Origin of the sequence: Rhodococcus sp. BUPNP1 (assembly GCF_002215235.1) — a bacterium.
GTDB lineage: Bacteria > Actinomycetota > Actinomycetes > Mycobacteriales > Mycobacteriaceae > Rhodococcus.
The window spans coordinates 18,081-40,644 of the sequence record NZ_NERM01000001.1 but is presented as its reverse complement, the minus strand read 5'-3'; the positions used below and the strand labels follow the sequence as shown (position 1 = coordinate 40,644).

Here is a 22,564-nt window from a genome sequence, read left to right as displayed (position 1 = left end):
CCGCCCCTCCGTCCGGATATAGTTAGGGCCGCCTAACCATACCAGCAGCGACGCGCCCGCCCGAATTGTCCGGCCGGTCCCGTCCGGAAGGAGCTCACCATGCCGGTGACGACGCCCCCGACCCGCGTCTCCCTGCCCATCGTCCTGCGGCGCCTGACCGTGCTCCGCGCGGTGGACGTGACACCGCGGATGCGTCGGATCACCCTGGGCGGCGAGCAACTCGGTGCCTTCCGCAGCGGCGACTACGACGCCCCGGCGTTCACCACCGAGGGTGCCGACGACTACGTCAAGATCTTCCTGCCCGAACCCGGCAGCGACACCCCTGCCCTGCCCGAGCAGCACGACGGGCACCTGCACTGGCCCCGCAAGCCCGCACCCGTGGCCCGCGCCTACACCGTGCGGCGGTTCGATCCCGTGGCCGGGGAGCTCGATCTGGATTTCGTCCTGCACGGCCACGGCCCCGCCGGTAACTGGGCCCGCACCGCCGAACCCGGCAGCGTGCTCCATCTCGCGGGACCCAAGGTCGCGATCATCCCGCCGCAGGGCGCCGACTGGTGGCTGCTCGCCGGCGACGAGACCGCGCTGCCCGCACTGGGGCGCTTCGTCGAGACCTTCGGCGGCACGGTGCCGATGCACGTCTTCGCGCTGGTCGACGGTCCGCAGGAGGAACAGTCCGATCTCGCGGGCGTGACGTGGGTGCACCGCCGTCCCGGCGTCTCCGACGCCACCGTGCTCGCCGAGGCCGTCGAGTCGGGTGCGCCGCGCGGCGGCGAGGGCTGGATGTGGATCGCCGGCGAGGCGTCGATCGTGAAGGAACTGCGCGCCGTGTCGAAGCGGCTCGGCATCGCCAAGCCGATGCTCGACGCGTCGGGTTACTGGCGCAGCCCCGAGTCCGATCGCCCACTGGCCCGCCTGCGGCTGCTGCGCGAGCAGGCCGTCGAGACCCTCGAGGCGCGCCGTCGCGGCACCACCTAGACGATTCCCGGGTGCTCTGTTTCGGTGTTCTCGACAGCGCCTGGCGAGGTCGAGAACACCGAAATCGTTTCCCGGGTCAGCGCGGTAAGAGTTGGTCGGTCGCGCCGGGGACGGGTTGTGCCGGATCGGCGCCGAGTTCGACGATCGTGTTCACTCCGTCGACGTGCACGATGCGCGGCCGGAAGTCGCGGGCCTGCTCGTCGTCGACGTGACGGTAGGACAGGATGATCACGAGGTCGCCGGGCGAAACGAGCCGTGCCGCAGCACCGTTGATGCCGATGACACCCGACCCGCGCTCCCCCTCGATCGCATACGTCTCGAGCCGGGCCCCGTTGTCGATGTCGACGATGTGCACGAGTTCGCCCTCACGGATGTCCGCGGCATCGAGCAGGTCGCGGTCGATCGTCACCGATCCGACGTAGTGCAGATCGGCGTGGGTGACGGTCGCGCGATGGATCTTGCCGGACAGAAGAATTCGCTGCATATGCTGAAGTTCCTGCTTTCTCGGACCGTGTCGGTCAGCGCAGCGACGCGGTGAGTTCTTCGGCCTCGCGTTCGCGGCGACGCGCTGACGCGGTGATCGACTCGATCAGCGCGTCCGTGGTCTCGACCCGGCCGACCCGCTTGGCGACGTACTGGAGCGCCATGAGGTGCTCGTCGCGGGAGAAGTCGGCGGTGGCGTCGAGGGCCATGAACGGCGCGACGTCGCTCATGAAGGCGTCGGCGGCGCTGAGCATACAGCCCATGTGCGCGTAGACGCCGGTGACGATGAGCTGGTCGCGGCCGTTGTGCGCGAGCAGCTGACGGAAATCGGTGCGCTGGAACGCCGAGTAGCGCCACTTGGTGACCTGGATGTCGTCCGGGCCGGGGGTGAGTTCGTCGATGACCTCGGTGTCGCGGCCCGTGCTCAGCCCCACGCCCCAGAAGTCGGCGAGGATGCCGCGACGCGACGGATGCTGGTCGCCGGGCTGCATCGTGTAGACGACGGGGATACCGGCGGCCAGGCACGCCTCGCGGAGGCGGACGATGTTGGGCACCACGGTCGCGAGCGGTTCGGCGTCGCGCTGGTAGGCGTCGATGAAGTACTTCTGCATGTCGTGGATCAGCAGTGCGCAGCGGGACGCGTCGAGCGTCCAGTCCACCCGAGCAGCGGGAATCTCGTCGCCGGTGGGCAACTCGTACGGATCGATGCTCGGGATGGCCATGCGACTTCCTTCTGCTGTTCGGGGTACGCGTGCGGGCACCGACAGTGTCGGCATGCGTAGGCTACCCTAACCAACCCTGCGGTGGGATGTCTCGTCCCCCGGATACGCGACCGGCCCGCACCGGAGTTCGGTGCGGGCCGGTCGGCGACAATAGGAAGCCGTCAGATCAGACGCCAGTCCTCGAGGCCCTCGTACAGCGGCACGGACTGCGCCAGGGCGCTCACGCGGGTGCGCAGCGACTCGGCGTCGGCGCCACCGATGAGCGTCTGCGCAATGATCTCGGCGACCTCGGTGAACTGCTCGTCGCCGAAACCGCGGGTCGCGAGCGCCGGGGTGCCGATGCGCAGGCCCGAGGTGACCATCGGGGGACGCGGGTCGAACGGCACGGCGTTGCGGTTGACGGTGATGCCGACCTCGTGGAGGGCGTCCTCACCCTGCTGGCCGTCGAGCTGCGAGTTGCGCAGGTCGACCAGGACCAGGTGCACGTCGGTGCCGCCGGTGAGCACCGAGATGCCCTTGTCGGCGACGTCGGACTGCGACAGGCGATCGGCGATGATCCGGGCACCGGAGAGGGTGCGCTGCTGACGGTCCTTGAACTCGTCGCTCGCGGCGATCTTCAGTGCAACGGCCTTCGCGGCGATCGCGTGCATGAGCGGGCCGCCCTGCTGACCGGGGAAGACGGCCGAGTTGATCTTCTTCGCCCATTCCTGCTTGGCGAGGATCAGGCCGGAACGCGGGCCACCGAGGGTCTTGTGCACGGTGGTGGAGACGACGTCGGCGTAGGGCACCGGCGACGGGTGCAGGCCCGCGGCGACCAGACCGGCGAAGTGCGCCATGTCGACCCACAGGTAGGCACCGACCTCGTCGGCGATGGACCGGAAGGCGGCGAAGTCCTCGTGACGCGGGTAGGCGGACCAGCCGGCGACGATGACCTTCGGCTTCTCGCGCAGGGCGATGTCGCGGACCTCGTCCATGTCGATGCGGTGGTCGTCCTTGCTGACCCCGTAGGACGCGACGTCGTACAGCTTGCCGGAGAAGTTGAGCTTCATGCCGTGCGTGAGGTGACCGCCGTGCGCGAGGTCGAGACCGAGCAGCTTCTCGCCGGGCGTCATCAGCGCCATGAGCACCGCCGCGTTCGCCTGCGCACCCGAGTGCGGCTGGACGTTCGCGAAATCGGCGCCGAAGAGCTCCTTGGCGCGGTTACGGGCGAGGTCCTCGACGACGTCGACGTTCTCGCAGCCGCCGTAGTAGCGACGGCCGGGGTAACCCTCGGCGTATTTGTTGGTCAGGACGCTGCCCTGGGCCTGGAGGACGGCGCGCGGCACGAAGTTCTCCGACGCGATCATCTCGAGCGTGTCGCGCTGACGCGACAGCTCGCCGGCCATGGCCTCGGCGACCTCGGGATCGAGGTCGTTCAGTGCGGCAGTGTTCACGTCGGCGCCGGGCGCAGCGGTCATCGAGGTTTCTCCAAGCAGAGGGCGTCAGGGATACGACCTCCAGTCTACGAAGGCCGTCCACCGCTGCGGAAGCCGGTCCCCGAGCGACCTGCGGTTCACCGCAGGCTGCTGGGTACCAGGGGTTCGTCGAGCAGGCGCCGGAAACGGTCGGCGCGCTCGGCTCCGGCCGGAACCTGCTCGAGCCAGCCGCCGAGGAGCCGGTAGCCCTCGACGTAGGTGCTGAGTGTAGGCGCGCCACAACGGCGACGACAGGAAGCGCAGCGACTGCCGGGCACGTTCGGGGCTCGACAGCGACCAGCGCTGCAGGAATTCGACGACCTCGTCGTGGCTGCGCCCGCGGTCGTGGAGCAGCAGCGCGGCGTCCTGCCGCACCGACAGCAGCTGCTCGGACGCCTCGGACAGTTGTTCGGCGAGTTCGCCGTCGAACCGGAGCCCGAGATCGGCGTAGATCTCCTGCGCCCACGTCCCCCAGCCCGGGCCGACGATCGCGTCGAGTGCGAGATCGGCGAGCCCTTCGGCCATGAGGCACTGCGGGGTGTTGACGAGGAACAGCGTCTGCTCGGCCTGACCACCGGCGACGAGACCGGCCTCCTTGCGGCAATGCTCGGTGTGGTGCCCGGGATACGCCTCGTGCGCGATCAGCCGGGGCAGGTGCGCCATCGTCTGTTCGAGATCGGAGTTGATCGCGACCCGCGACCGGTAGTCGCCGAGGTAGTAGTTGAAGCCCGACCACGGCTTGTCGCCGACGACCTCGTACTCGACGCGTTCGGTGTCGGGCAGCGGGTGGACCGCCCGCACCTTCTCCCGCAGAGCGCTCGAGAATGCCTCGACGCATTCGGCGAGACGATCGGCGGGGATCACCTCGGACTTGCGGTGGGCCTGCATCCGTTCGGTGAGCGATCCGGTGCCGGGCAGCAGAGCGTCGAGGCGACGGTGCGCGTCGCGGTAGGCGTCCTCGTCGCCGGGCTCGATGCGGACGTCGAAGTACGCCTCGACCTCGTCGACGAAACCGATCTCCTCCCCCGCGAACTTGCGGGCCGAGCAGTCGAGAGCGCGCAGATGCACGTCGAGGAAACGGGTGCGCTCGTCGGACAGTCCCGCACCGGGCAGTTCGTCCCGCAGCCGTCGCGCGGTGTGTGATAGATCACGGGGGTCGGGAGTCGGGGCGTTCTCGACCTTCCGCCGCAGCGCGGGATCGCCCGTGTAGGCGTCGACGAACCCTTCCTCGAGCCGGTCGAAAGCCAGGCCCAGCAGCAGATATTCGTTCACGAAGTCGTCGGCTCCCATACCGGCCGAGCCTAGTCGCTCGTCGGCGAGCCGACACAGGAGAACCCGCCGGAGTGGGGACCCCGGGGAGGCATCCGCCTGTGTCAGCGAGCACAATCCGTTACATGGACATGCAACGCCGCATCCGCCGCGCCACCGGGAAGCCGTGCCGATGGCTCGTCTGAACGAACCGAGCCCGTATGTCGAGTTCGACCGCAAGCAGTGGCGGACGCTGCGGAAGTCGACTCCCCTCGTCCTCACCGAGGACGAACTCATCGGGCTTCGGGGCCTGGGCGAGCAGATCGACCTCGCGGAGGTCGCGGAGGTGTACCTCCCCCTCGCCCGGTTGATCCACCTGCAGGTCGCAGCGAAGCAGCGGTTGTTCGCCGCGACCGCGACCTTCCTCGGGGAGAAGCATCCCGACCAGCAGGTGCCGTTCGTGATCGGTGTGGCCGGTTCGGTGGCGGTCGGCAAGTCCACCACGGCACGTGTGCTGCAGGCGTTGCTGGCACGCTGGGATCACCACCCGCGGGTGGATCTCGTGACCACCGACGGGTTCCTCTACTCCACCAAGGAACTGGTGCGGCGCAACATCATGCACCGCAAGGGTTTTCCCGAGAGCTACGATCGACGCAAGCTGCTGCGATTCGTCACCGAGGTCAAGTCGGGAGCGAAAGAGGTTGCGGCGCCGATCTACTCCCACATCTCGTACGACATCATCCCGGGCCAGTACCACATCGTGCGGCAGCCGGACATCCTCATCATCGAGGGCCTGAACGTGCTGCAGACCGGTCCGCGACTGATGGTCTCCGACCTGTTCGACTTCTCGATCTACGTCGACGCGCGCATCGAGGACATCGAGAAGTGGTACGTGGAACGCTTTCTCGCGCTGCGCAAGACGTCCTTCGCCGATCCCGAGGCGCACTTCCACCACTACGCGAACCTGTCGGACCGGGACGCGATGAGTGCCGCGAAGGAGATCTGGCACTCGATCAACCTGCCGAACCTGGTGGAGAACATCCTGCCCACGCGACCGCGCGCGACCCTGGTCCTGCGCAAGGACTCGGATCACGCCATCAACCGGCTCCGGTTGCGCAAGCTCTGACGCGGCCTGCCGCTCGGCCCTGCCTCAGGCGCCGAAGCGGCGGTGCTGTCAGGCGCCGAAGCGGCGGTGCCGTGCGGCGTAGTCGCGCAGCGCGCGCAGGAAGTCGACCCGGCGGAACTCGGGCCAGTACGCCTCGGTGAACCAGATCTCCGAGTAGGCGGACTGCCAGAGCAGGAATCCGGACAGTCGCTGCTCGCCGGAGGTACGGATCACGAGATCCGGATCGGGCTGGCCGGACGTGTAGAGGTGACTGTCGACGCCGTCGACGGTCACGGACTCGACGAGTTCCTCGCCGCGCAGCCCCTGCGCGTAGCGCACCCGCAGGAGCGACTGCACCGCATCGACGATCTCCTGGCGACCGCCGTACCCGACGGCGACGTTGACGTGCGTGCCCGTCCGGCCCGCGGTGCCGGCCGCGGCCTCGTGCAGTCGCTTGGCGTGGTCGGCCGGGAGAAGGTCGGTGGTGCCGACGATCTTCACGCTCCAGTTCTGACCGGGGGCGGAGATCTCCTCCACCACGTCGGAGATGATCTCGAGCAGAGCATCGAGCTCCTCCGGGTCGCGCCGGAGGTTCTCGGTGGACAGCAGGTAGATCGTCGCCGTCTCGATGCCGGCCGCGTCGCACCAGCTCAACAGCTCGGCGATCTTCTTGGCGCCCTCGCGGTGGCCGTGACTGACGTCGGTGAAGCCGTTCTCGCGCGCCCAGCGCCGATTGCCGTCGCACATCACCGCGACGTGTCGCGGATTCCGTGCTCCTTCGAGTTCCTTCAGCAGCCGGCGTTCGTAGAGCCGGTACAGCAATCCGCGGACGCTCACCCCGTCATCACCACGCGAGTCACATTACGCCCAGGCACAGGGAGGGTCGCGTCGGTGGTCACAGAGTCTCCCGGAGCGCGGTTCCACGCTGTAACGTGGCGACGGAACAAACCTACGGGTGCGTAGGTTACTGTCCGGTACCGGAAGGAGCGCACGCATGACGGCCTTCGGCCTCGAGGAACTGCCCGTCAAACCGCGGATGCGCGGATGGATCCACGCCTGGGCGTTCGGCGTGGCCGTCGTCGCCGGTGCCGCACTCGTCGCGGCAGCGGCCTTCCTCGCCGACCGTCCGGACGCCGTACTCCCGGCGACGGTCTACAGCCTCACCGTGTGCGGAGTGTTCGGAGTCAGCGCCCTCTACCACCGCCTGAACTGGGGTCCCCGGGCCCGCGTGTGGATGAAGCGCGCCGACCACTCGATGATCTTCGTGTTCATCGCCGGCAGCTACACCCCGTTCGCGACGCTCGCCCTACCCCCGGAGTCCGGGCGGCCGCTGCTGATCGTCGTGTGGGCGGGCGCACTGGCGGGCGTGGCTCTGAAGATGCTGTGGCCGACCGCGCCGCGCTGGGTCGGTGTGCCGCTGTATCTGTTGCTCGGATGGGCGATCGTGCCCGTCGCCGGACAGCTGGTCGCCGAGGTCGGTCTCGCCCCCATGCTGCTCCTGTTGGTCGGAGGGCTCTTCTACAGCGGAGGTGCGATCCTCTACGCCACCCGCTGGCCCGATCCGTGGCCCGCGACCTTCGGGCACCACGAGTTCTTCCACGCGGCCACGGTCATCGCTGCCCTGTGTCACGCGGTAGCGGTGTGGCTGGTGATTCTCGGTTGAAACCTCATGGGCCGCTTCGTGCAACTTCTCACACCACCTGAAGCAACCGGCACCCGTTTGTAGACTCGCGAGGGATGTCTATTCCGTTGCTCGCCTTCGAACTGACCGAGACCAACCGGGACTGGCTGATCCACCGGCCGCTGGCGATCGTGAGTTACATCGTCGTCGCGATCGCGCTCCGCTTCGTCCTCCACCGGCTGATCGACCGCATGACGAAGCCGCGCGAGAGATCCGGCAAGCCCCGCCGATCGTTCCTCGCGCCGCTGCAGGAACGCGCCGAACGCGCCATCGGTGATCCCTACGCGCGCGAACGCCGGATCCAGCGTGCCCAGACGATCGGCTCGGTGTTCAAGTCCGGTGTGTCGGTCGTCGTGCTCGTCTGGGTGGTGCTGCAGACGCTCGACACCCTCGGCTTCAACGTCGCGCCGTTCATCGCCTCGGCCGGTATCGCCGGTGTCGCGCTCGGTTTCGGTGCGCAGAACCTCGTCCGGGACTTCATCTCGGGCATGTTCATGCTGCTCGAGGACCAGTACGGCGTGGGCGACGTGGTGGACCTCGGCGACGCGGTGGGCACCGTCGAGTCGGTCGGTCTGCGCGTGACGACCGTCCGCGACATCGACGGCACCCTGTGGTTCTGCCGCAACGGCGAGATCCTGCGCGTCGGCAACATGAGCCAGGGCCACGCCGTCTCCGTGATCGACGTGCCGATCGCGCCGACCTCCAACGTCGACCGCGCCTGCCAGATCGCCCTGCGGGCCGTGCTCGACGGCGTCGAACGCGAGGACATCGCACCCGACGTCCTGGAGAAGCCCGAACTGCTCGGGGTCAACTCCGTGACGGCGGGTGCGGTGACGCTGCGGCTGACCGTGCGCGTGCGCGCCGGCAAGCAGTGGGCGATCCGCCGCAGCCTCACCCGCTCGGTGCTCGAGGCGTTCGATCAGAACGGCATCGAGTCGCCCAACCTCGCGGTCGCAGCTCCCGTGAGCAGCTAGACCCTCTCCGGCGAGCGCTCCACCACCGGATCCGCCTCGGTCCGCCGACCGGCGCGGATCCGGTCGAAGGCGATCACGAAGAGCAACGAGACAGCGCCCCAGATCGCGAACGTGACCAGGTGCGGACCGACGGTGTCGCCCCCGAAGTAGAGGATCGAGCGCACCGATTCCACGGCCGCCGGCATCGGCAGCACACCGTGCAGGAACCGGAAGACCTCCGGCGTCATGTACATCGACATCGCCCCGTTCGAGGCGGGCACACCGAGGAACATCAGGATGCCGACGGCGGGGATGACGGAGAGCAGCCCGAACAGACGGTGCAGCGCCAGCGTGAACATCGAGGTCGTGAACGTCGCGACGATCCCCACGCCCCACAGGGGCAGGAAGTGCCCGTCGACGGCTCCGGTGATCGGGTCGGCGATCACCCACAGGACGGCCGGCATGAACAGCGCCCACCCCGCGGAGATCGGCAGGAAGCGGCGCAGGACCATCGCGGCGGGCTGCGCGCCGCCGGCCACGACGACCACCATGAAGCCGGACATGATCCAGCCCATCGCGACGTAGAGCGTCACCGTGCCCATCGTGTCGGAGCCCGGCAGCGGCGTCATGTTCTCGACGGTGAGCGGCAGCTGCATGCCGCCCGCGACCTGCTCGAAGACCCGCTGCACGACCTGCTGCTGGCTCATGCCCGCAGCCTCGTTGGTGATGAGGGTCGCGGTCGGGGACGCCGCGGACGGCAGGACGAACGCCGCGACGATCTCGCGATCCCGGACGTCGGCGCGCGCTGCCTCGATCGAATCCGAGGTCCGCAGGTCGAACAGGCCGGACATGTTCTGCTCGAGCCCGGCGACCGTCTGTTCGGCCTGTTCGGTGCTCGCGGCGACGACGGTGACGGGCATGTCGCGCGGCGTCGGCTGGTACATCGCGCCGAGCATGATCGACAGCATCAGCACGACCATCGCGAACGGGAAGAACGCGAGGGTCAGGTACCGGACGCGGTTGCTCTCCGGACGCGGTCCGGGCGTGAGCGACGGCATCGTGATCTCGGGATCACCGGCGTCGGGGTTGCGGCGACGCTTCAGGGCATCGACCCCGAGGGTCGCGGCGAGCGCAAGCACCGCACCGATCACCAGCACCAGGAGGTGCCCGCCGACCCCGTCGCCGCCGAAGTAGACGACCGACCGCAGCGACTCACCGGCGGCCGCGGTGGGCAGGAAGCCGTGCAACCACGGGTAGATCGACGGCAGTGCGTACACCGACATACCCAGATTCGACGCGGGGACGCCGAGGACCATCACGAAGAGCATGCCTACCAGGACCGCCATCGGTCCGAGGATCCGGGTGAGGAACAACTGCACCGAGCCCACGGCGAAGATGGACAGCCAACTGATTCCCAGCAGCGTCGCGGTGGGGCCCTCGACCGCGCCGAGGATCGGTCCGGCGACGAGCCACACGAGCGTGCCGATCAGCACCGACCAGCCTGCGAGCAGGGGCACGATGCGACGGAAGCGCAGCAGCTCGGGCGAGTTGGACAGCATGATGCTCAGCGGCATGTAGCCCGCGAGCATCAATGCCTGCGCCATGAACATCACGCCCAGACCGGCCATGTCGTGGTCCCGTAGCGGAGCCAGGTCCTCGGCCGTGAGGTCGAGACCCGATCCGATGATCGGCGGGGCCACCAGACCGGTGACCATGTTCGACTGCGAGGCCCCGGCGGCGCCGGCGGTGTACACGGTGGCGGTGCCCGCGTCGGACAGCGAGACGGCGCCCGCGACCTCCCGGGAGAGCACGAGGTCGCGTGCCCGGTCGTCGGTCCCGACGACGCGGACGTCGACCGCCTCCGGATCGGCGCCCTCGAGTGCGCGGGCGAAGTCGTAGGCCTGCTGCTGCGACGATCCGGCGACGGCGATCGGCATGTCGTGCGGGGCCGGTGCGTGCATCGCGTACAGATAGCCGGTGATCATCATGCCGACCATCAACAGCGGCATCACGAAGATCGCGACGTAACGCCCGATCTGTTCCTTGCGGGCGCGGGCGAGCTCGGCCTCGGTCGGGCCGTCACCTCCCGGTGGATCGTTCTTCTCGGTCGTAGCGGTGTCGGTCACTGACGAACTCCTCGATATCCGGTCATGGACTGAACGCTTCCCGGCCGGTACCGGCAACTCGGAAATACGCTGACTGACTTAAAAAGCTACGCCGCGTGTCTTAAAGTGGACAACCTGAGACACTGGTGACGTTCGTCCCACCCACCGATGAGCCGTACGGCAGAACGAGAGAGCAGCGGGTTCCAGCGTGAGCACCTACGGCGACCAGGCACGGCGAGCACTACTCGACTCCGCGGAGGAACTGTTCGCGACCTACGGCGTCGACGGGGTCTCGAACCGGCGCATCGCCGAGCACGCGGGCAACGCGAACCACTCGGCCGTCAACTACCACTTCGGGAGCAGGGACGAACTCGTCCGCGCGATGGTCACCCGCTACGCCGAGGACACCCGCCGACGACGAGCCGAACTCGTCGGCCTGCTCGGCCCCGAACCGGGACTGCGCGACTACCTGAGCTGCCTCGTCGTCCCGTTCACCGATCAGCTCGCATCGATGCCCGTCCCCAGTTGGCGCGCCCGGTTCCTCCGACAGCTCCGGACGGTCCCCTCGATGGTCGACATCGTGGGCCGCAGCGTCGTCGAGGATCCCCATCTGGACGCTCTGATCGAACGGGCCAGGGCGTGCGTCGCCGACATCCCCGACGGTGTGATCACCGGTCGGTCGTGGCTGCTGGGGAAACTCGTCGTGGACGCGTGCGCCGACTACGAAGCACGGCTCGAACGGGAACGGGTGGAACCCGACTGGACGGGTTTCGCCCTGTTCCTCGTCGATGCGATCGCCGGAATGTTCGAAGCGCCGGTGACGAGCGTGGGCGATTTCCTCGGCTCGCGCACCGTCTCCGCATGGCCGTGACAGGTCAGACCGCGGCGAGGACCTCGCGCAGTTCCGTCGCCGTCGTCACCGGCCGATCGCACACGAAACCCCTGCACACATAGGCCGCGGACGCTCCGTCGACGAGCGGCCGACCGTCGAGCAGCGGCGACGAGTCCGGTTCGCCACCCACGACGACCGCTCCCCCAGGCGCGATCCGGCGCGCGAGGTCCAAGAGTTCGCCCCCACCCACGACGGCGACCTGCAGCGGACCGCGCACCGACGCCTCGGCCACGGTCAGCCAGTGCCCTCCGGCACGCGGCGCCTTCTCGAGCAGGATCGACGCCGCCGACAGCGACAGCGCGGCGGCGTCGGCGTAGCGGGGGTCGTCGTGCACGAGCGCGGACAGACCGAGCAGCGCCTCGGCGATCAGCGAGGCCCCCGACGGCGTCGCCCCGTCGACCGGATCGCGCGGCCGGGCGACCAGCGATTCGGCGTCGTGCGCGGTGTCGAACCAGCTCCCTGGACGATCCGGATCCGCGAACTGCGTGAGCGCGACGTCGGCGAGTTCTCGCGCGCGCTCGACCCAGCTCCTGTCCCCGGTCCCCTGATGGACGGCGAGCAGTGCGGTGACGAGCGCTCCGTAGTCCTCGAGCACGCCCGAGGGAGATCCGACGACACCTCCGAGCGACGCGCGGCGCAGTCGTCCGTCGACGAGGTGCCGGTCGAGCAGGAACCGCGCGCACCTCGCCGCAGCGTCGATCCAGGCGGGTTCGCCCAGTGCGACGCCGGCCTCGGCCAGTGCGGTGATGGCGAAGCCGTTCCAGGCGGTGACGACCTTGTCGTCGCGCCCGGGTTGCGCGCGATCCTGCCGGGCCGCGAACAGGCGGGCCCGCACGTCGGCGAGACGGGTCGGATCGTCGGGCTCGTCGAGCAGCTGCAACACCGAGGTGCCGTGCTCGAAGGTGCCGCCGGGAGTGACGGTGAAGGCCTCCGCGGCCCACCGGCCGTCCTCCGCGCCGAGCACCTCGACGAGCTGGTCGGGAGTCCACACGTAGGTCAGGCCCTCGACCCCGTCTGTGTCGGCGTCGAGCGCCGAGGCGAATCCGCCGTCCGTGGTGAGCAGGTCGCGTAGCAGGAACTCGGCGGTCTCCCGGGTGACCCGCGTCGGCAGTTCCGCGCCGGTCACCCGCGCGAGGTGCGCGTACAGCCGCAGGAGCAGCGCGTTGTCGTAGAGCATCTTCTCGAAGTGCGGCACCGTCCAGGCGACGTCGACGCTGTAGCGGGCGAAACCGCCACCGAGCTGGTCGTAGATCCCACCTCGCGCCATCGCGTCGGTCGTGCGCTCGACGAGACCGAGCGTGTCGGCGGAGCGCGTGCGCTCGTATCCGCGCAGCAGACCCTCGAGCAGGTTGGACGGCGGGAACTTGGGTGCACCCCCGAAGCCACCGTGTTCGCGGTCCTCGTCGGTGGCGATCGCAGCGGCTGCCGCGTCGAGTAGGGGCGCCTCGACGGCGGCTTCCCCGACGGGCAGTCCCCCGCTGCTGCGACGGAGCTCGGTGGCCACGGCGTCTGCGGCCTGCGTGACCTCGTCGCGACGGTTGCGCCAGGTCTCGGTGATGGCCTCGAGCAGTTGGACGAAGGACGGCATGCCGCCGCGCGGCGTGTTCGGGTAGTACGTGCCGCAGTAGAAAGGGGAACCGTCCGGGGTGAGGAAGCAGGTCATCGGCCAGCCGCCCTGACCGGCCATGGCGACGGTCGCGTTCATGTAGACCGCGTCGATGTCCGGCCGTTCCTCGCGGTCGACCTTGATGCACACGAAGTTCTCGTTCATGACGGCAGCCGTGGCCTCGTCCTCGAACGACTCGTGTGCCATGACGTGACACCAGTGGCAGGCCGCGTACCCGATCGACAGCAGGATCGGCACGTCGCGCTCGCGCGCCTCCGCGAGCGCGACGTCGCCCCATTCCTGCCAGTGGACCGGATTGTCGGCGTGCTGCCTCAGATAAGGGCTCAGGGCGTCGGCCAGTCGGTTCGCCATGCCCCCACGCTACGGAAGGAGCATCGTCGGTGACGGCCGGTCGTCAGCTTCCCTTGGTGGGTTCCGGACGTTCCGGACCGGTGGCCTTCGTGCCGCCGGCCTTCTCCTCCTCGGCACCGCCGGGGATCGCACCCGGCAGCGTGCCGTCGTCCACGGCCTGGTCGGGTTCGGGATGCTCCGGCTGGAAGTTCTCGGGCAGCTTCTTCAGCCGCTTGTTCATGTTCCAGATCAGCAGAGCGGTCGCGACCAGCAGGACCACCACGATGGCCAGTCCGAGCGGGGACGCCTTGCCGAACTCGGGGCCGGTCGGCTCCTGAGCCAGAATCTCGACGGCCAGAACATCGACCGCGAGCGTGCCTATCGTCATTTGCCCTGTCCGTCCTCGATGCCCGCGAACAGATCCGTCTCGGGAAGCTCCGTGCTCACGCGGGTCTTGGCCAACTCGAACTCCTCGGTCGGCCACACCTTCTGCTGGATGTCCAACGGCACCGCGAAGAACGATCCGTTGGGGTCGATCTGGGTGGCGTGGGCCCGCAGCGCGTCGTCGCGCTTCGGGAAGTAGTCGCCACAGGTGATCTGGGTGGTCACGCGCCCCATGATGTCGCCCTGCTCGGTGCGCCACTTGTTGAGCCACTGCTCCATCGGGAACGGCTCCCCGCGACGCTCGTACTCCTCGCGGAACAGCTCGAGCCGCTTACGGATGAACCCGTGCGAGTAGTAGAGCTTGCTCACCGCCCAGGGCTCGCCCAGCTCGGGATGGAAATCCGGATCCGCGGCCGCTTCGTAGGCCGCGACCGACACCTCGTGGCACCGGATGTGGTCGGGGTGCGGGTAGCCGCCGTTCTCGTCGTAGGTGGTCATGACGTGGGGGCGGAACTCGCGCACCGACTGCACGAGCCGGCGGACCGGTTCGTCGAGCGGGATCGCCGCGAAGCAGCCCTCCGGCAGCGGAGGCTTCGGGTCGCCCTCGGGCAGTCCGGAGTCGACGAAGCCGAGCCACTGCTGCCGCACCCCGAGGATGCGGGCCGCCTCGGCCATCTCCTCCTGGCGCACCTCGCTCATGCGCTCACGGATGCCGGGCACGTCCATGGCGGGATTCAGGATGTCGCCGCGCTCTCCGCCCGTGAGCGTGACCACCAGGACCTCGTGCCCCTCGGCCGAGTACCGGGCCATCGTGGCCGCGCCCTTGCTCGACTCGTCGTCGGGATGGGCGTGCACGGCCATGAGCCGTAGTCCGCTCACGTGTATTCCTCCACCTCACGTCGTCTGCTTCGCCGGAACCGACCCTGCGCCCGCGTCGCGGTCGCTTCGGATCCGTCCTCTATAGTTCCACCTGATAATTCCGACGTCAGCCGTGACCCTGCGGCGACGCCCGATCCATCGTTCCGCTGTGAAAGCAAAGTGATGAGCAACACCGTGCCCACCGACCGGTACCCCTCCTCCCGGTACCCCGGACCCCGCGTGTCGACACGCGGCAAGCGCTGGGGTTTCACCATCGCCGGTCTGCTCGCGGGACTCGTCGTGGCGTTCGTTCTGTTCCAGAACAACTCGGCTCCGATCGAGTCGGAGGTCGTCGCCTTCGAGATCATCGACGACAGCACCATCGACATCCAGCTCAAGGTCACGCGCGACGATCCGTCCGAGGACGCCGTCTGCATCATCCGGGCCCGGTCGAAGGACGGCAGCGAGACCGGACGGCGCGAGGTGCTCATCCCGGCATCCGATTCGCAGACGGTCGTGCTGACCTCCACGGTCAAGACGTCACAACGCCCCGGAATGGGCGACACCTACGGCTGCGCCACCGAGGCCCCCGAGTACCTCCGCGCACCCTAGGAACCTGCCGCGACCAGCGTCTTCCTGCGCTTTCCCGGAGCAGCGGCGGGAGTGATGCTAAAATAGCCGGATACACGGTTCCACCCTTTGGGGCCGTGTATTGCTGCATAAGAGCATCAACAGACAGTACGACTTCCGTTCAGCCTGACAACAAGGGGGGACGACGGGGGTCGTGCTGTCGCGGTCGTTGCATGTGCACGACTTGTCCACGGAGCCGGGGGCTCCAACCCGAAGGAAGTGATCGAGGATGACCGAGACCCAGGTGACCTGGCTGACGCAGGAGTCGTACGACCGGCTCAAGGCCGAGCTGGACCAGCTCATCGCGAATCGTCCTGTCATCGCCGCCGAGATCAACGAGCGTCGCGAGGAAGGCGACCTCAAGGAGAACGGTGGCTACCACGCGGCCCGCGAGGAACAGGGCCAGCAGGAAGCCCGTATCCGTCAGCTCCAGGAGCTGCTGGGCACCGCCAAGGTCGGCGTCGCTCCGACCGAATCCGGCGTCGCCCTCCCCGGTTCCGTCGTCACCGTCTACTACGCCGGCGACGAGACCGACACGGAGACGTTCTTGATCGCGACCCGCGAGGAAGGCGCCCGCAACAGCGAGCTCGAGACCTACTCCCCCAGCTCGCCCCTCGGTGGCGCCCTGATCGACGCGAAGGTCGGCGAGACCCGCGAGTACACGCTGCCCAACGGCAACACCATGAAGGTGACCCTGGTGAGCGCTGAGCCCTACCGCGGCTGATCCCTCCGCAGACGAAGGCCCGACCGGATTCTCCGGTCGGGCCTTTCGCGTGTTCACGGCAGGTATCAGAAGATGCGCCGCGCCTTCATATCGGGGAAGACCGGCCCCACCCGCACGACGTCGCCGGTGGTGGGTGCGTGCACCATCTGCCCGCCACCGATGTAGATGGCGACGTGACCCGGTCCCCCGGCCTGCCAGTTGCCGAACAGCAGGTCGCCGGGGCGCGCCGCGTACAGCGGCACCTCGGTGCCGATGTGCCACTGTGTCTCGGACGTGCGCGGCAGCGTGATGCCCGTCGCGGCGAAGACCGCGTACGATGTCAGGCCGGAACAGTCGAAACCGCCGCCGGACGGCCCGTTGATGTTGCCGCCACCCCAGACGTACGGCAGGCCGAGGTACTTGAACGCCAGGTCGACGATGCGATTACCGATGTCGCCGGCCCCGCCTCCGATGCCCAGACCCAGGAACGGCGAGAGCATGCGAGCGAAGACGTGCTCGGTCGCGCGGATCTTGGCGACGTAGGGCTTCGTCTGGTTCTCGTAGTCGGGATGACCGGACGGCATGCCACCCGAGCGTTTCACCGCGCCGACGCCGGCGTTGTAGGCCGCGAGGGTCAGATCGAGGGTGTCGCCCTCGACCAGACCGCGCTTCTTCCAGTCGTCGATGAGCTTGTAGTTGTCGCACAGGAGGTTGCCCGACGCCATGACCGGGTCGGCGATACCGAGGACGTCGGCCTTGCCGTCACCGTCGGCGTCCTTGCCGTACTGGTCCCAGGTGCCGGGCATGAACTGTCCCGGACCGCGGGCGCCGACCGGCGAGACCGGCGCGGTCGGGCCGTACCGGAAACCGTTCTCGGCGGAGTAGAGGGCCGCGAGGACCGGCGCGGAGATCCCGTCGCACAGTTCGCCGGCCTTCTTCAGCCACGGCGCGAACACGGCGATCGCACCGATGGGTGCGAGTCGCGTTCCGGGAAGGATCGCCGGGATCGACGGCAGTGCGATCCCGGTGCCGGGGATCGTGGGACCCGGTTGCGGGTTCCCGACCGCGCCGCTCGCCGGCGGTTGGACCGGTATCCCGAAGGGCCCGGGCCGGGCGGCCGGCGGTTCGGGCGCCAGCGCGGGCGGAGCCGCTTCCGGATCGGCGGGGTGCAGTGCCGCGGCCGCCTCCTCGGGCAGATGCGGCTCGATCGCCCCCGCGACCGCCGTCGTCGCATCCGCGACCGCCTGTTGGGCTCCCTGCTGCATCGGCTCCGGCAACGACGCGACGAAATTCGCCACGTCCGTGTCGGCGTTCTCCGCAGTTGCTTCGAACGACTCGATCGCCCCGTTGATCTGATCCTTGATCTCTGCTGGTAAGTCCACGCCCTGAACGAGCGCACTTGCTGCCGTAGCCACTGCCACGATGACCGCAGACGGGTCCACCGACATCCGCTACCCCCACATCCATCCATCAACCGCTCTCACCGTAGCTGTGAGGTCGATCACCAGTACGGCTTCCGGATGTTCTTATCACATATATTCAGGAACACGTTCTAGTATTGGGACCAGTGGGATCCGTGTTTCCCGAGTGACCAGAGTTACGGCTCCGGATAGAAGTCCGCCGCATCAGGGTGAGTCAGGACGTCCATGATGTCCACCGGATCGACCGTGTCCTCGGCGAGCAGCGCGACGAGCGTGTCCCGCTGGTCCTCCGTCACCGGTTCGCAGCCGCCGGGCATCACCCATCGGCCCTCACCCACCGGCATCACGCGGGCGCACAGCAACGTGCCGGCGGGCACCTCACCTGCGAGCCAGGGCGCGGACACCTCCACCACACGATCGCTGCGCACGTCGCGCAGCGTGAGCGACTCCTCCGGCGCACTCGCCTCGACCTCGAAGACCGAACGCTCGACCGCCAGCCACGAGCGGGCGAGCTCCGCCTCGTCCTCGGGCAGCAACTCCCCGCGACGCTCGACGAAATCCGCGAACGCGCCGGCATCGAAGAGCAGGACGTCCTCGACGAGCGGATCGGCGACGGCCTCGGCCACCGCATCGTCGTCCCCGTAGCCCGAGCGGGCCTCCGCCAGCGCGACCCGCTGTTCCGCCCATCCGGGTTCCAGGGCGTGCATGGCCGCCTTCATGTACAGCCAGTCGGACCGCTCCTCGAGCGAGTGGTCGGCGCGCCCGAGATGGCACGCCTTGTACTTGCGGCCCGACCCGCACCAGCAGCGGTCGTTGCGGCCGAGCCCCGGGACCTCCTTCGGCCGGTACCGTTCGAGCACTTCGTGGAGGGGATGTTCGTCGCCGCCCGGCACCCGGGCGAGCAGGGACAGCCCGCGGATCGCGTCCCCGCGATCGGAGGCGAAGCGCGCGAGGTCGAACAACGGCAGGTCGAAGGCGGAGTCGAGATCGGCCGAACGCTCGTAGTGCCGTTCGGCTTCCGTGAGGCGTCCGGTCGCTTCGGCCGCGCGACCGGCGATCCAGTGCGCTGCCCCCGCCGCGCGTCGCGGCGCATGGTCGAGCAGCCACAGCGCGGCCTGTTCGATCGCCTCGGGCGCGAGTTTCTCCCCCACCAGTTCGTCGTAGACGGTCTCGGCGATCTCGGGATCGGACAGCACCGAGTACAGACCGGATTTCCCCACGGCGAAACGCTCGTCGAGTTCGGCGTCGTCGCCGCGTTCGAGGGCTTCGACCAGCGACGCGAACAGGGCCACGCCGGGCACGGCGTCGACGGGGATCCCGAGCTGTTCGGCATAGATCTCGAACATCGCCCGGTCGGAGTATCCGTCGAAGTCGAAACCGTTCGGTGCCACCAGGTCTCCGCTGCGGGCCAGACCGGCTCCGGCGAGCAGTTCCCCGAGGGGCAGGGACGGCGTGGAGAACGCGTCCGGCGTGTCGGCGAGCACGTCGAGGAAGGCGCCCTCGAGGCTCGCCACCTGCTCGCGGGCGATGGTCTGTTCGAGCGCGTGCACGAATTCACTCTCACTGCTCCGGACTTCGTCGTCGATCGGAGCGAACGACAGACGACCGTCCCGCGCGGTGAGCGCGAGCAGATCTCCCGGCTCGTGACCCGACAGTGCCTCTTCGGGAAAGACGATCGTCTCCTTGCGGAAGATTCCACCCGAATCCGTATCGTTCTGCGCGGCAGCAGCTTCGGATCCACCGGGCTGCACGAGATCGAACTCGTCGTCGTCGGAGACGAGCAGCAGGAGCGGTTCGATGTCGTCGACCGGGATCGCGTGCCGATCGAGTTCGTCCGCGGTGAGTCGGTGTGTCAGCGTCCTGCCCTCGAACAGCGCATCTGTCGCCGCGACACGGTCGTCGGACAACCACATCAGCAGCGGATGCGGTTCCGACTGTTCGAGATCGATCATCACCTGCTCGGCGGAGCCGAATCCGTGCTCCTCGAGATGATCGGCCACCTCGTCGATCGTCATGGGTCCGTGGCTCCGTACCGTATCGAGCACGGTGTCCCACAGGGCGGATTCGGGATGTTCGCTGTCCGTCACCACGTGATCGTACGGCCCCCGGCAGTGCTTCCGGGGGCTATGCGGTTCCTTCCGCAGGTCGCCGTCACGCGTCACGCATCGCAGGCGACCTCCGATCGGGCGCGGGCCCAGCCGGCCGGCGTCGGCGACGGTCATGGCTCCGACTCTTCCGAAACGGAGGGCGACGCGTCGATGTTTTTCCCGATCGAAACGAGAAGAAGGCGCCCTTCGGGACGCCTTCTTCTCGTGTCTTCTACGGCCGGTGTGTCAGCCGAGCGCCTGTTCGACGTCGGCGAGCAGGTCGGCGGCATCCTCGATGCCCACCGACAGCCGGACGAGATCCTCGGGGACCTCGAGCAGCGACCCGGCGGTGGAGGCGTGGGTCATCGCACCCGGATGCTCGATGAGCGACTCCACGCCACCGAGCGACTCGGCGAGGGTGAAGATCTCGGTGCGCTTGCAGAAGTCCAGCGCGGCCTGGCGGCCACCGGCGAGGCGCACGGAGATCATGCCACCGAAGCGACGCATCTGCTGTGCCGCGTACTCGTGGCCCGGGTGCGATTCGAGACCCGGGTACAGCACCTTGGTCACGGCGGAGTGACCCGACAGGAAGTCGACGAGCTTCTCGGCGTTGTCGGAGTGCTTTTCCATCCGCACCGCGAGCGTCTTGATGCCGCGCAGCGTGAGGAAGGCGTCGAACGGGCCCGGCACAGCGCCCGCACCGTTCTGCAGGAACGCGAAGGCGGCGTCGAGTTCCTCGTCGTTCGTCACCAGCGCGCCACCGACGACGTCGGAGTGACCACCGATGTACTTGGTGGTCGAGTGCAGCACGACGTCGGCGCCGAAGGCCAGCGGCTGCTGCAGGTACGGCGACGCGAAGGTGTTGTCGACGACGATCTTGGCACCACCCTCGTGCGCGATGTCGGCGAGCGCCGAGATGTCGCCGATGTTGAGCAGCGGGTTGGTGGGCGTCTCCACCCACACGAGCTTGGTGTTCGGGCGCACGGCCGCGCGCACCTCGTCGGCGTCGTTGATCGCGGCCGGGGTGTATTCGATCCCCCACTGCGTGAACACCTTGTCGATGAGACGGAAGGTGCCGCCGTAGGCGTCGTTGGGGATGACGAGGTGGTCGCCCGGACGCAGCACCGAACGGAGCAGGCAGTCGGTGGCGGCCATGCCCGAGCCGAACGCCCGGCCGTAGGTGCCGTTCTCGAGCGCGGCGAGGTTCGCCTCGAGGGGACGACGGGTGGGGTTGCCGGTGCGGGCGTACTCGAAGCCGCTGCGCATCTCGCCGACGCCGTCCTGGGCGAAGGTCGACGACGCGTAGATCGGCACGTTGACGGCACCGGTCTGGGGGTCGGGCTCGTACCCGGCGTGGATGGCGCGGGTCGCGAAACCGTGCTGGTTCTGGTCTGTCATGAAGATCTGTGTCCTATCGGCCTTGAGAGATGAATCCGAGCAGGTCGTGGCGGGTGATGACGCCGACGGGCTTGCCGTCGTCGATCACCATGAGCGCATCGGTGTCGCCGAACGCCTTCGTGGCGGCGTCGATCGACTCGCCCACACCGATGTTCGGCAGCGGCGGGCTCATGTGCTTCTCGACCGGATCGGCGAGATGCGCGCGACCCTCGAAGACCGCGCTGAGCAGTTCGCGCTCGCTGACCGAACCGGCCACCTCACCCGCGGTGACGGGCGGTTCGGCGCCCACGACCGGCATCTGCGAGACGCCGTACTCGCGGAGGATCTCGATGGCGTCGCGCACCGTCTCGGACGGGTGGGTGTGCACGAGGTCGGGCAGGTCGCCGCTCTTGCCGCGCAGCACGTCGCCGACGGTGGAGTCGTCGGGCTTGCCGTCGAGCGGCGCGCGGAGGAAGCCGTAGCTGGCCATCCACTTGTCGTTGAAGATCTTCGACATGTAGCCGCGACCACCGTCGGGCAGCAGCACGACGACGACCGCGTCGGGGCCCTCACGCTCGGCGACCTGCAGTGCGGCGACGACGGCCATGCCGCACGAACCGCCGACGAGCAGGCCTTCCTCGCGGGCGAGACGACGGGTCATCTCGAACGAGTCGGCGTCGGAGACCGCGATGATCTCGTCCGGGATCGACGGGTCGTAGGCGGAGGGCCAGAAGTCCTCACCGACACCTTCGACGAGGTACGGCCGGCCGGTGCCGCCCGAGTACACCGAGCCCTCGGGATCGACGCCGACGACCTTCACCGCACCGTTGGAGACCTCCTTGAGGTACCGGCCGGTGCCCGAGATGGTGCCGCCGGTGCCGACGCCCGCCACGAAGTGCGTGATCTTGCCGTCGGTGTCGTTCCAGATCTCCGGGCCGGTGGTCTCGTAGTGGCTCGCCGGGCCACCCGGGTTGGAGTACTGGTTCGGCTTCCAGCCGCCGGGGAGCTCGCGGGCGAGACGGTCGGAGACGCTGTAATAGCTGTCGGGGTGCTCCGGCGGGACGGCGGTCGGGCACACGACCACCTCGGCGCCGTAGGCTCGCAGCACGTTGCGCTTGTCCTCGCCGACCTTGTCGGGACACACGAACACGCACTTGTAGCCGCGCTGCTGCGCGACCAGGGCCAGGCCGATGCCGGTGTTGCCGGAGGTGGGCTCGACGATCGTCCCGCCCGGCTTCAGTTCGCCCGACGCTTCGGCCGCATCGATCATCTTCACCGCGATGCGGTCCTTGGAGCTACCGCCGGGATTGAGGTATTCGATCTTCGCCGCTACGAGCCCCGATCCGGGTTTCACCACCGTGTTGAGCTTGACGAGGGGGGTGTTTCCGATGAGGTCGATGACGGAATCCGCAATGCGCATGACTCCATGTTCCCACGTCGTGACTTTCCGGCAGGGTGACGGTGTACACCCCCCTCGGAAACGCCTCCGGCAAACACCCCGGCGAAACGACGAAGACCCCGGACCGTGG

Annotated in this window: 19 protein-coding genes and 1 pseudogene; 7 read left to right on the top strand and 13 right to left on the bottom strand. The window is 68.5% G+C overall.

The annotated features are described in order from the left end of the window. The first annotated feature begins 99 nt into the window (after positions 1 to 99). Complete coding sequence (locus B9C99_RS00195) at positions 100 to 975, top strand: siderophore-interacting protein (RefSeq protein WP_060651816.1); 876 nt, start codon at positions 100 to 102, stop codon at positions 973 to 975. Between the two features lie 76 nt (positions 976 to 1,051). Here the strand turns inward: B9C99_RS00195 and panD are convergent, their stop codons facing one another. The 4 genes and pseudogenes from panD to B9C99_RS00175 form a co-directional block, all read right to left on the bottom strand. Beyond that, positions 1,052 to 1,459 (bottom strand): aspartate 1-decarboxylase, encoded by a 408-nt coding sequence (gene panD / locus B9C99_RS00190; protein ID WP_088896595.1) that lies wholly within the window; start codon positions 1,457 to 1,459, stop codon positions 1,052 to 1,054. Between the two features lie 34 nt (positions 1,460 to 1,493). After that, on the bottom strand, positions 1,494 to 2,180 hold the full coding sequence (locus B9C99_RS00185) for an isochorismatase family protein (RefSeq protein ID WP_088896594.1): 687 nt from the start codon (positions 2,178 to 2,180) through the stop codon (positions 1,494 to 1,496). 161 nt (positions 2,181 to 2,341) lie between these two features. Further along, the gene (glyA, locus tag B9C99_RS00180; RefSeq protein WP_071934514.1) at positions 2,342 to 3,637 is read right to left on the bottom strand and encodes a serine hydroxymethyltransferase; all 1,296 of its coding nucleotides are present in this window, start codon (positions 3,635 to 3,637) and stop codon (positions 2,342 to 2,344) included. Positions 3,638 to 3,732: 95 nt separating this feature from the next. Next, positions 3,733 to 4,924, bottom strand: a pseudogene (locus B9C99_RS00175) (DUF885 domain-containing protein). A gap of 151 nt (positions 4,925 to 5,075) precedes the next feature. Here B9C99_RS00175 and coaA point away from each other — a divergent pair. Next, positions 5,076 to 6,008 carry a type I pantothenate kinase gene (coaA, locus tag B9C99_RS00170; RefSeq protein ID WP_016691280.1) on the top strand — a complete coding sequence of 311 codons (933 nt, stop codon included), beginning with the start codon at positions 5,076 to 5,078 and terminating at the stop codon, positions 6,006 to 6,008. Between the two features lie 48 nt (positions 6,009 to 6,056). Here coaA and B9C99_RS00165 read toward each other — a convergent pair whose 3' ends face one another. Next, on the bottom strand, positions 6,057 to 6,824 hold the full coding sequence (locus B9C99_RS00165) for an isoprenyl transferase (protein WP_016691279.1): 768 nt from the start codon (positions 6,822 to 6,824) through the stop codon (positions 6,057 to 6,059). Between the two features lie 157 nt (positions 6,825 to 6,981). On the opposite strand from B9C99_RS00165, the gene B9C99_RS00160 reads away from it, so the two are divergent. Further along, positions 6,982 to 7,650 (top strand): hemolysin III family protein, encoded by a 669-nt coding sequence (locus B9C99_RS00160; protein WP_016691278.1) that lies wholly within the window; start codon positions 6,982 to 6,984, stop codon positions 7,648 to 7,650. Positions 7,651 to 7,724: 74 nt separating this feature from the next. Continuing rightward, positions 7,725 to 8,642, top strand: coding sequence for a mechanosensitive ion channel family protein (locus tag B9C99_RS00155; protein WP_026060961.1), 918 nt, complete (start codon positions 7,725 to 7,727; stop codon positions 8,640 to 8,642). On the opposite strand, the gene B9C99_RS00150 is transcribed toward B9C99_RS00155, so the two are convergent. Next, positions 8,639 to 10,747: an ABC transporter permease gene (locus tag B9C99_RS00150; RefSeq protein ID WP_088896593.1), complete on the bottom strand. Its 2,109-nt coding sequence runs from the start codon at positions 10,745 to 10,747 to the stop codon at positions 8,639 to 8,641. The two genes, B9C99_RS00155 and B9C99_RS00150, sit on opposite strands and share 4 nt — an antisense overlap. 187 nt (positions 10,748 to 10,934) lie before the next feature. On the opposite strand from B9C99_RS00150, the gene B9C99_RS00145 reads away from it, so the two are divergent. Next, positions 10,935 to 11,597 (top strand): TetR/AcrR family transcriptional regulator, encoded by a 663-nt coding sequence (locus B9C99_RS00145; RefSeq protein ID WP_088896592.1) that lies wholly within the window; start codon positions 10,935 to 10,937, stop codon positions 11,595 to 11,597. A gap of 4 nt (positions 11,598 to 11,601) precedes the next feature. On the opposite strand, the gene B9C99_RS00140 is transcribed toward B9C99_RS00145, so the two are convergent. From B9C99_RS00140 to mca, 3 genes are read right to left on the bottom strand one after another with little or no spacing between them, the layout of a single operon-like run. Beyond that, the gene (locus B9C99_RS00140; RefSeq protein WP_088896591.1) at positions 11,602 to 13,596 is read right to left on the bottom strand and encodes a thioredoxin domain-containing protein; all 1,995 of its coding nucleotides are present in this window, start codon (positions 13,594 to 13,596) and stop codon (positions 11,602 to 11,604) included. A gap of 43 nt (positions 13,597 to 13,639) precedes the next feature. After that, positions 13,640 to 13,963 carry a hypothetical protein gene (locus B9C99_RS00135; RefSeq protein WP_060651825.1) on the bottom strand — a complete coding sequence of 108 codons (324 nt, stop codon included), beginning with the start codon at positions 13,961 to 13,963 and terminating at the stop codon, positions 13,640 to 13,642. Then, positions 13,960 to 14,838: a mycothiol conjugate amidase Mca gene (gene mca, locus B9C99_RS00130; RefSeq protein WP_026060960.1), complete on the bottom strand. Its 879-nt coding sequence runs from the start codon at positions 14,836 to 14,838 to the stop codon at positions 13,960 to 13,962. Before mca ends, B9C99_RS00135 begins: the two co-directional genes overlap by 4 nt. 162 nt (positions 14,839 to 15,000) lie before the next feature. Here mca and B9C99_RS00125 point away from each other — a divergent pair, with 162 nt between their 5' ends. Together B9C99_RS00125 and greA are read left to right on the top strand one after the other, a co-directional pair. Next, the gene (locus B9C99_RS00125) at positions 15,001 to 15,429 is read left to right on the top strand and encodes a DUF4307 domain-containing protein (RefSeq protein WP_016691271.1); all 429 of its coding nucleotides are present in this window, start codon (positions 15,001 to 15,003) and stop codon (positions 15,427 to 15,429) included. A gap of 247 nt (positions 15,430 to 15,676) precedes the next feature. Next, positions 15,677 to 16,171, top strand: coding sequence for a transcription elongation factor GreA (greA, locus tag B9C99_RS00120; RefSeq protein ID WP_006553878.1), 495 nt, complete (start codon positions 15,677 to 15,679; stop codon positions 16,169 to 16,171). A gap of 65 nt (positions 16,172 to 16,236) precedes the next feature. Here greA and B9C99_RS00115 read toward each other — a convergent pair whose 3' ends face one another. The 4 genes from B9C99_RS00115 to B9C99_RS00100 form a co-directional block, all read right to left on the bottom strand. Further along, positions 16,237 to 17,598, bottom strand: a complete 1,362-nt coding sequence (locus B9C99_RS00115) for a bifunctional lytic transglycosylase/C40 family peptidase (RefSeq protein ID WP_059381587.1) — start codon at positions 17,596 to 17,598, stop codon at positions 16,237 to 16,239. A 149-nt stretch (positions 17,599 to 17,747) separates the two neighbouring features. Further along, positions 17,748 to 19,658 carry an SEC-C metal-binding domain-containing protein gene (locus tag B9C99_RS00110; RefSeq protein ID WP_253249914.1) on the bottom strand — a complete coding sequence of 637 codons (1,911 nt, stop codon included), beginning with the start codon at positions 19,656 to 19,658 and terminating at the stop codon, positions 17,748 to 17,750. A 246-nt stretch (positions 19,659 to 19,904) separates the two neighbouring features. After that, positions 19,905 to 21,056, bottom strand: coding sequence for a cystathionine gamma-synthase (locus tag B9C99_RS00105; RefSeq protein ID WP_088896590.1), 1,152 nt, complete (start codon positions 21,054 to 21,056; stop codon positions 19,905 to 19,907). Between the two features lie 13 nt (positions 21,057 to 21,069). After that, complete coding sequence (locus tag B9C99_RS00100) at positions 21,070 to 22,455, bottom strand: cystathionine beta-synthase (RefSeq protein ID WP_016691267.1); 1,386 nt, start codon at positions 22,453 to 22,455, stop codon at positions 21,070 to 21,072. Positions 22,456 to 22,564: the final 109 nt, after the last annotated feature.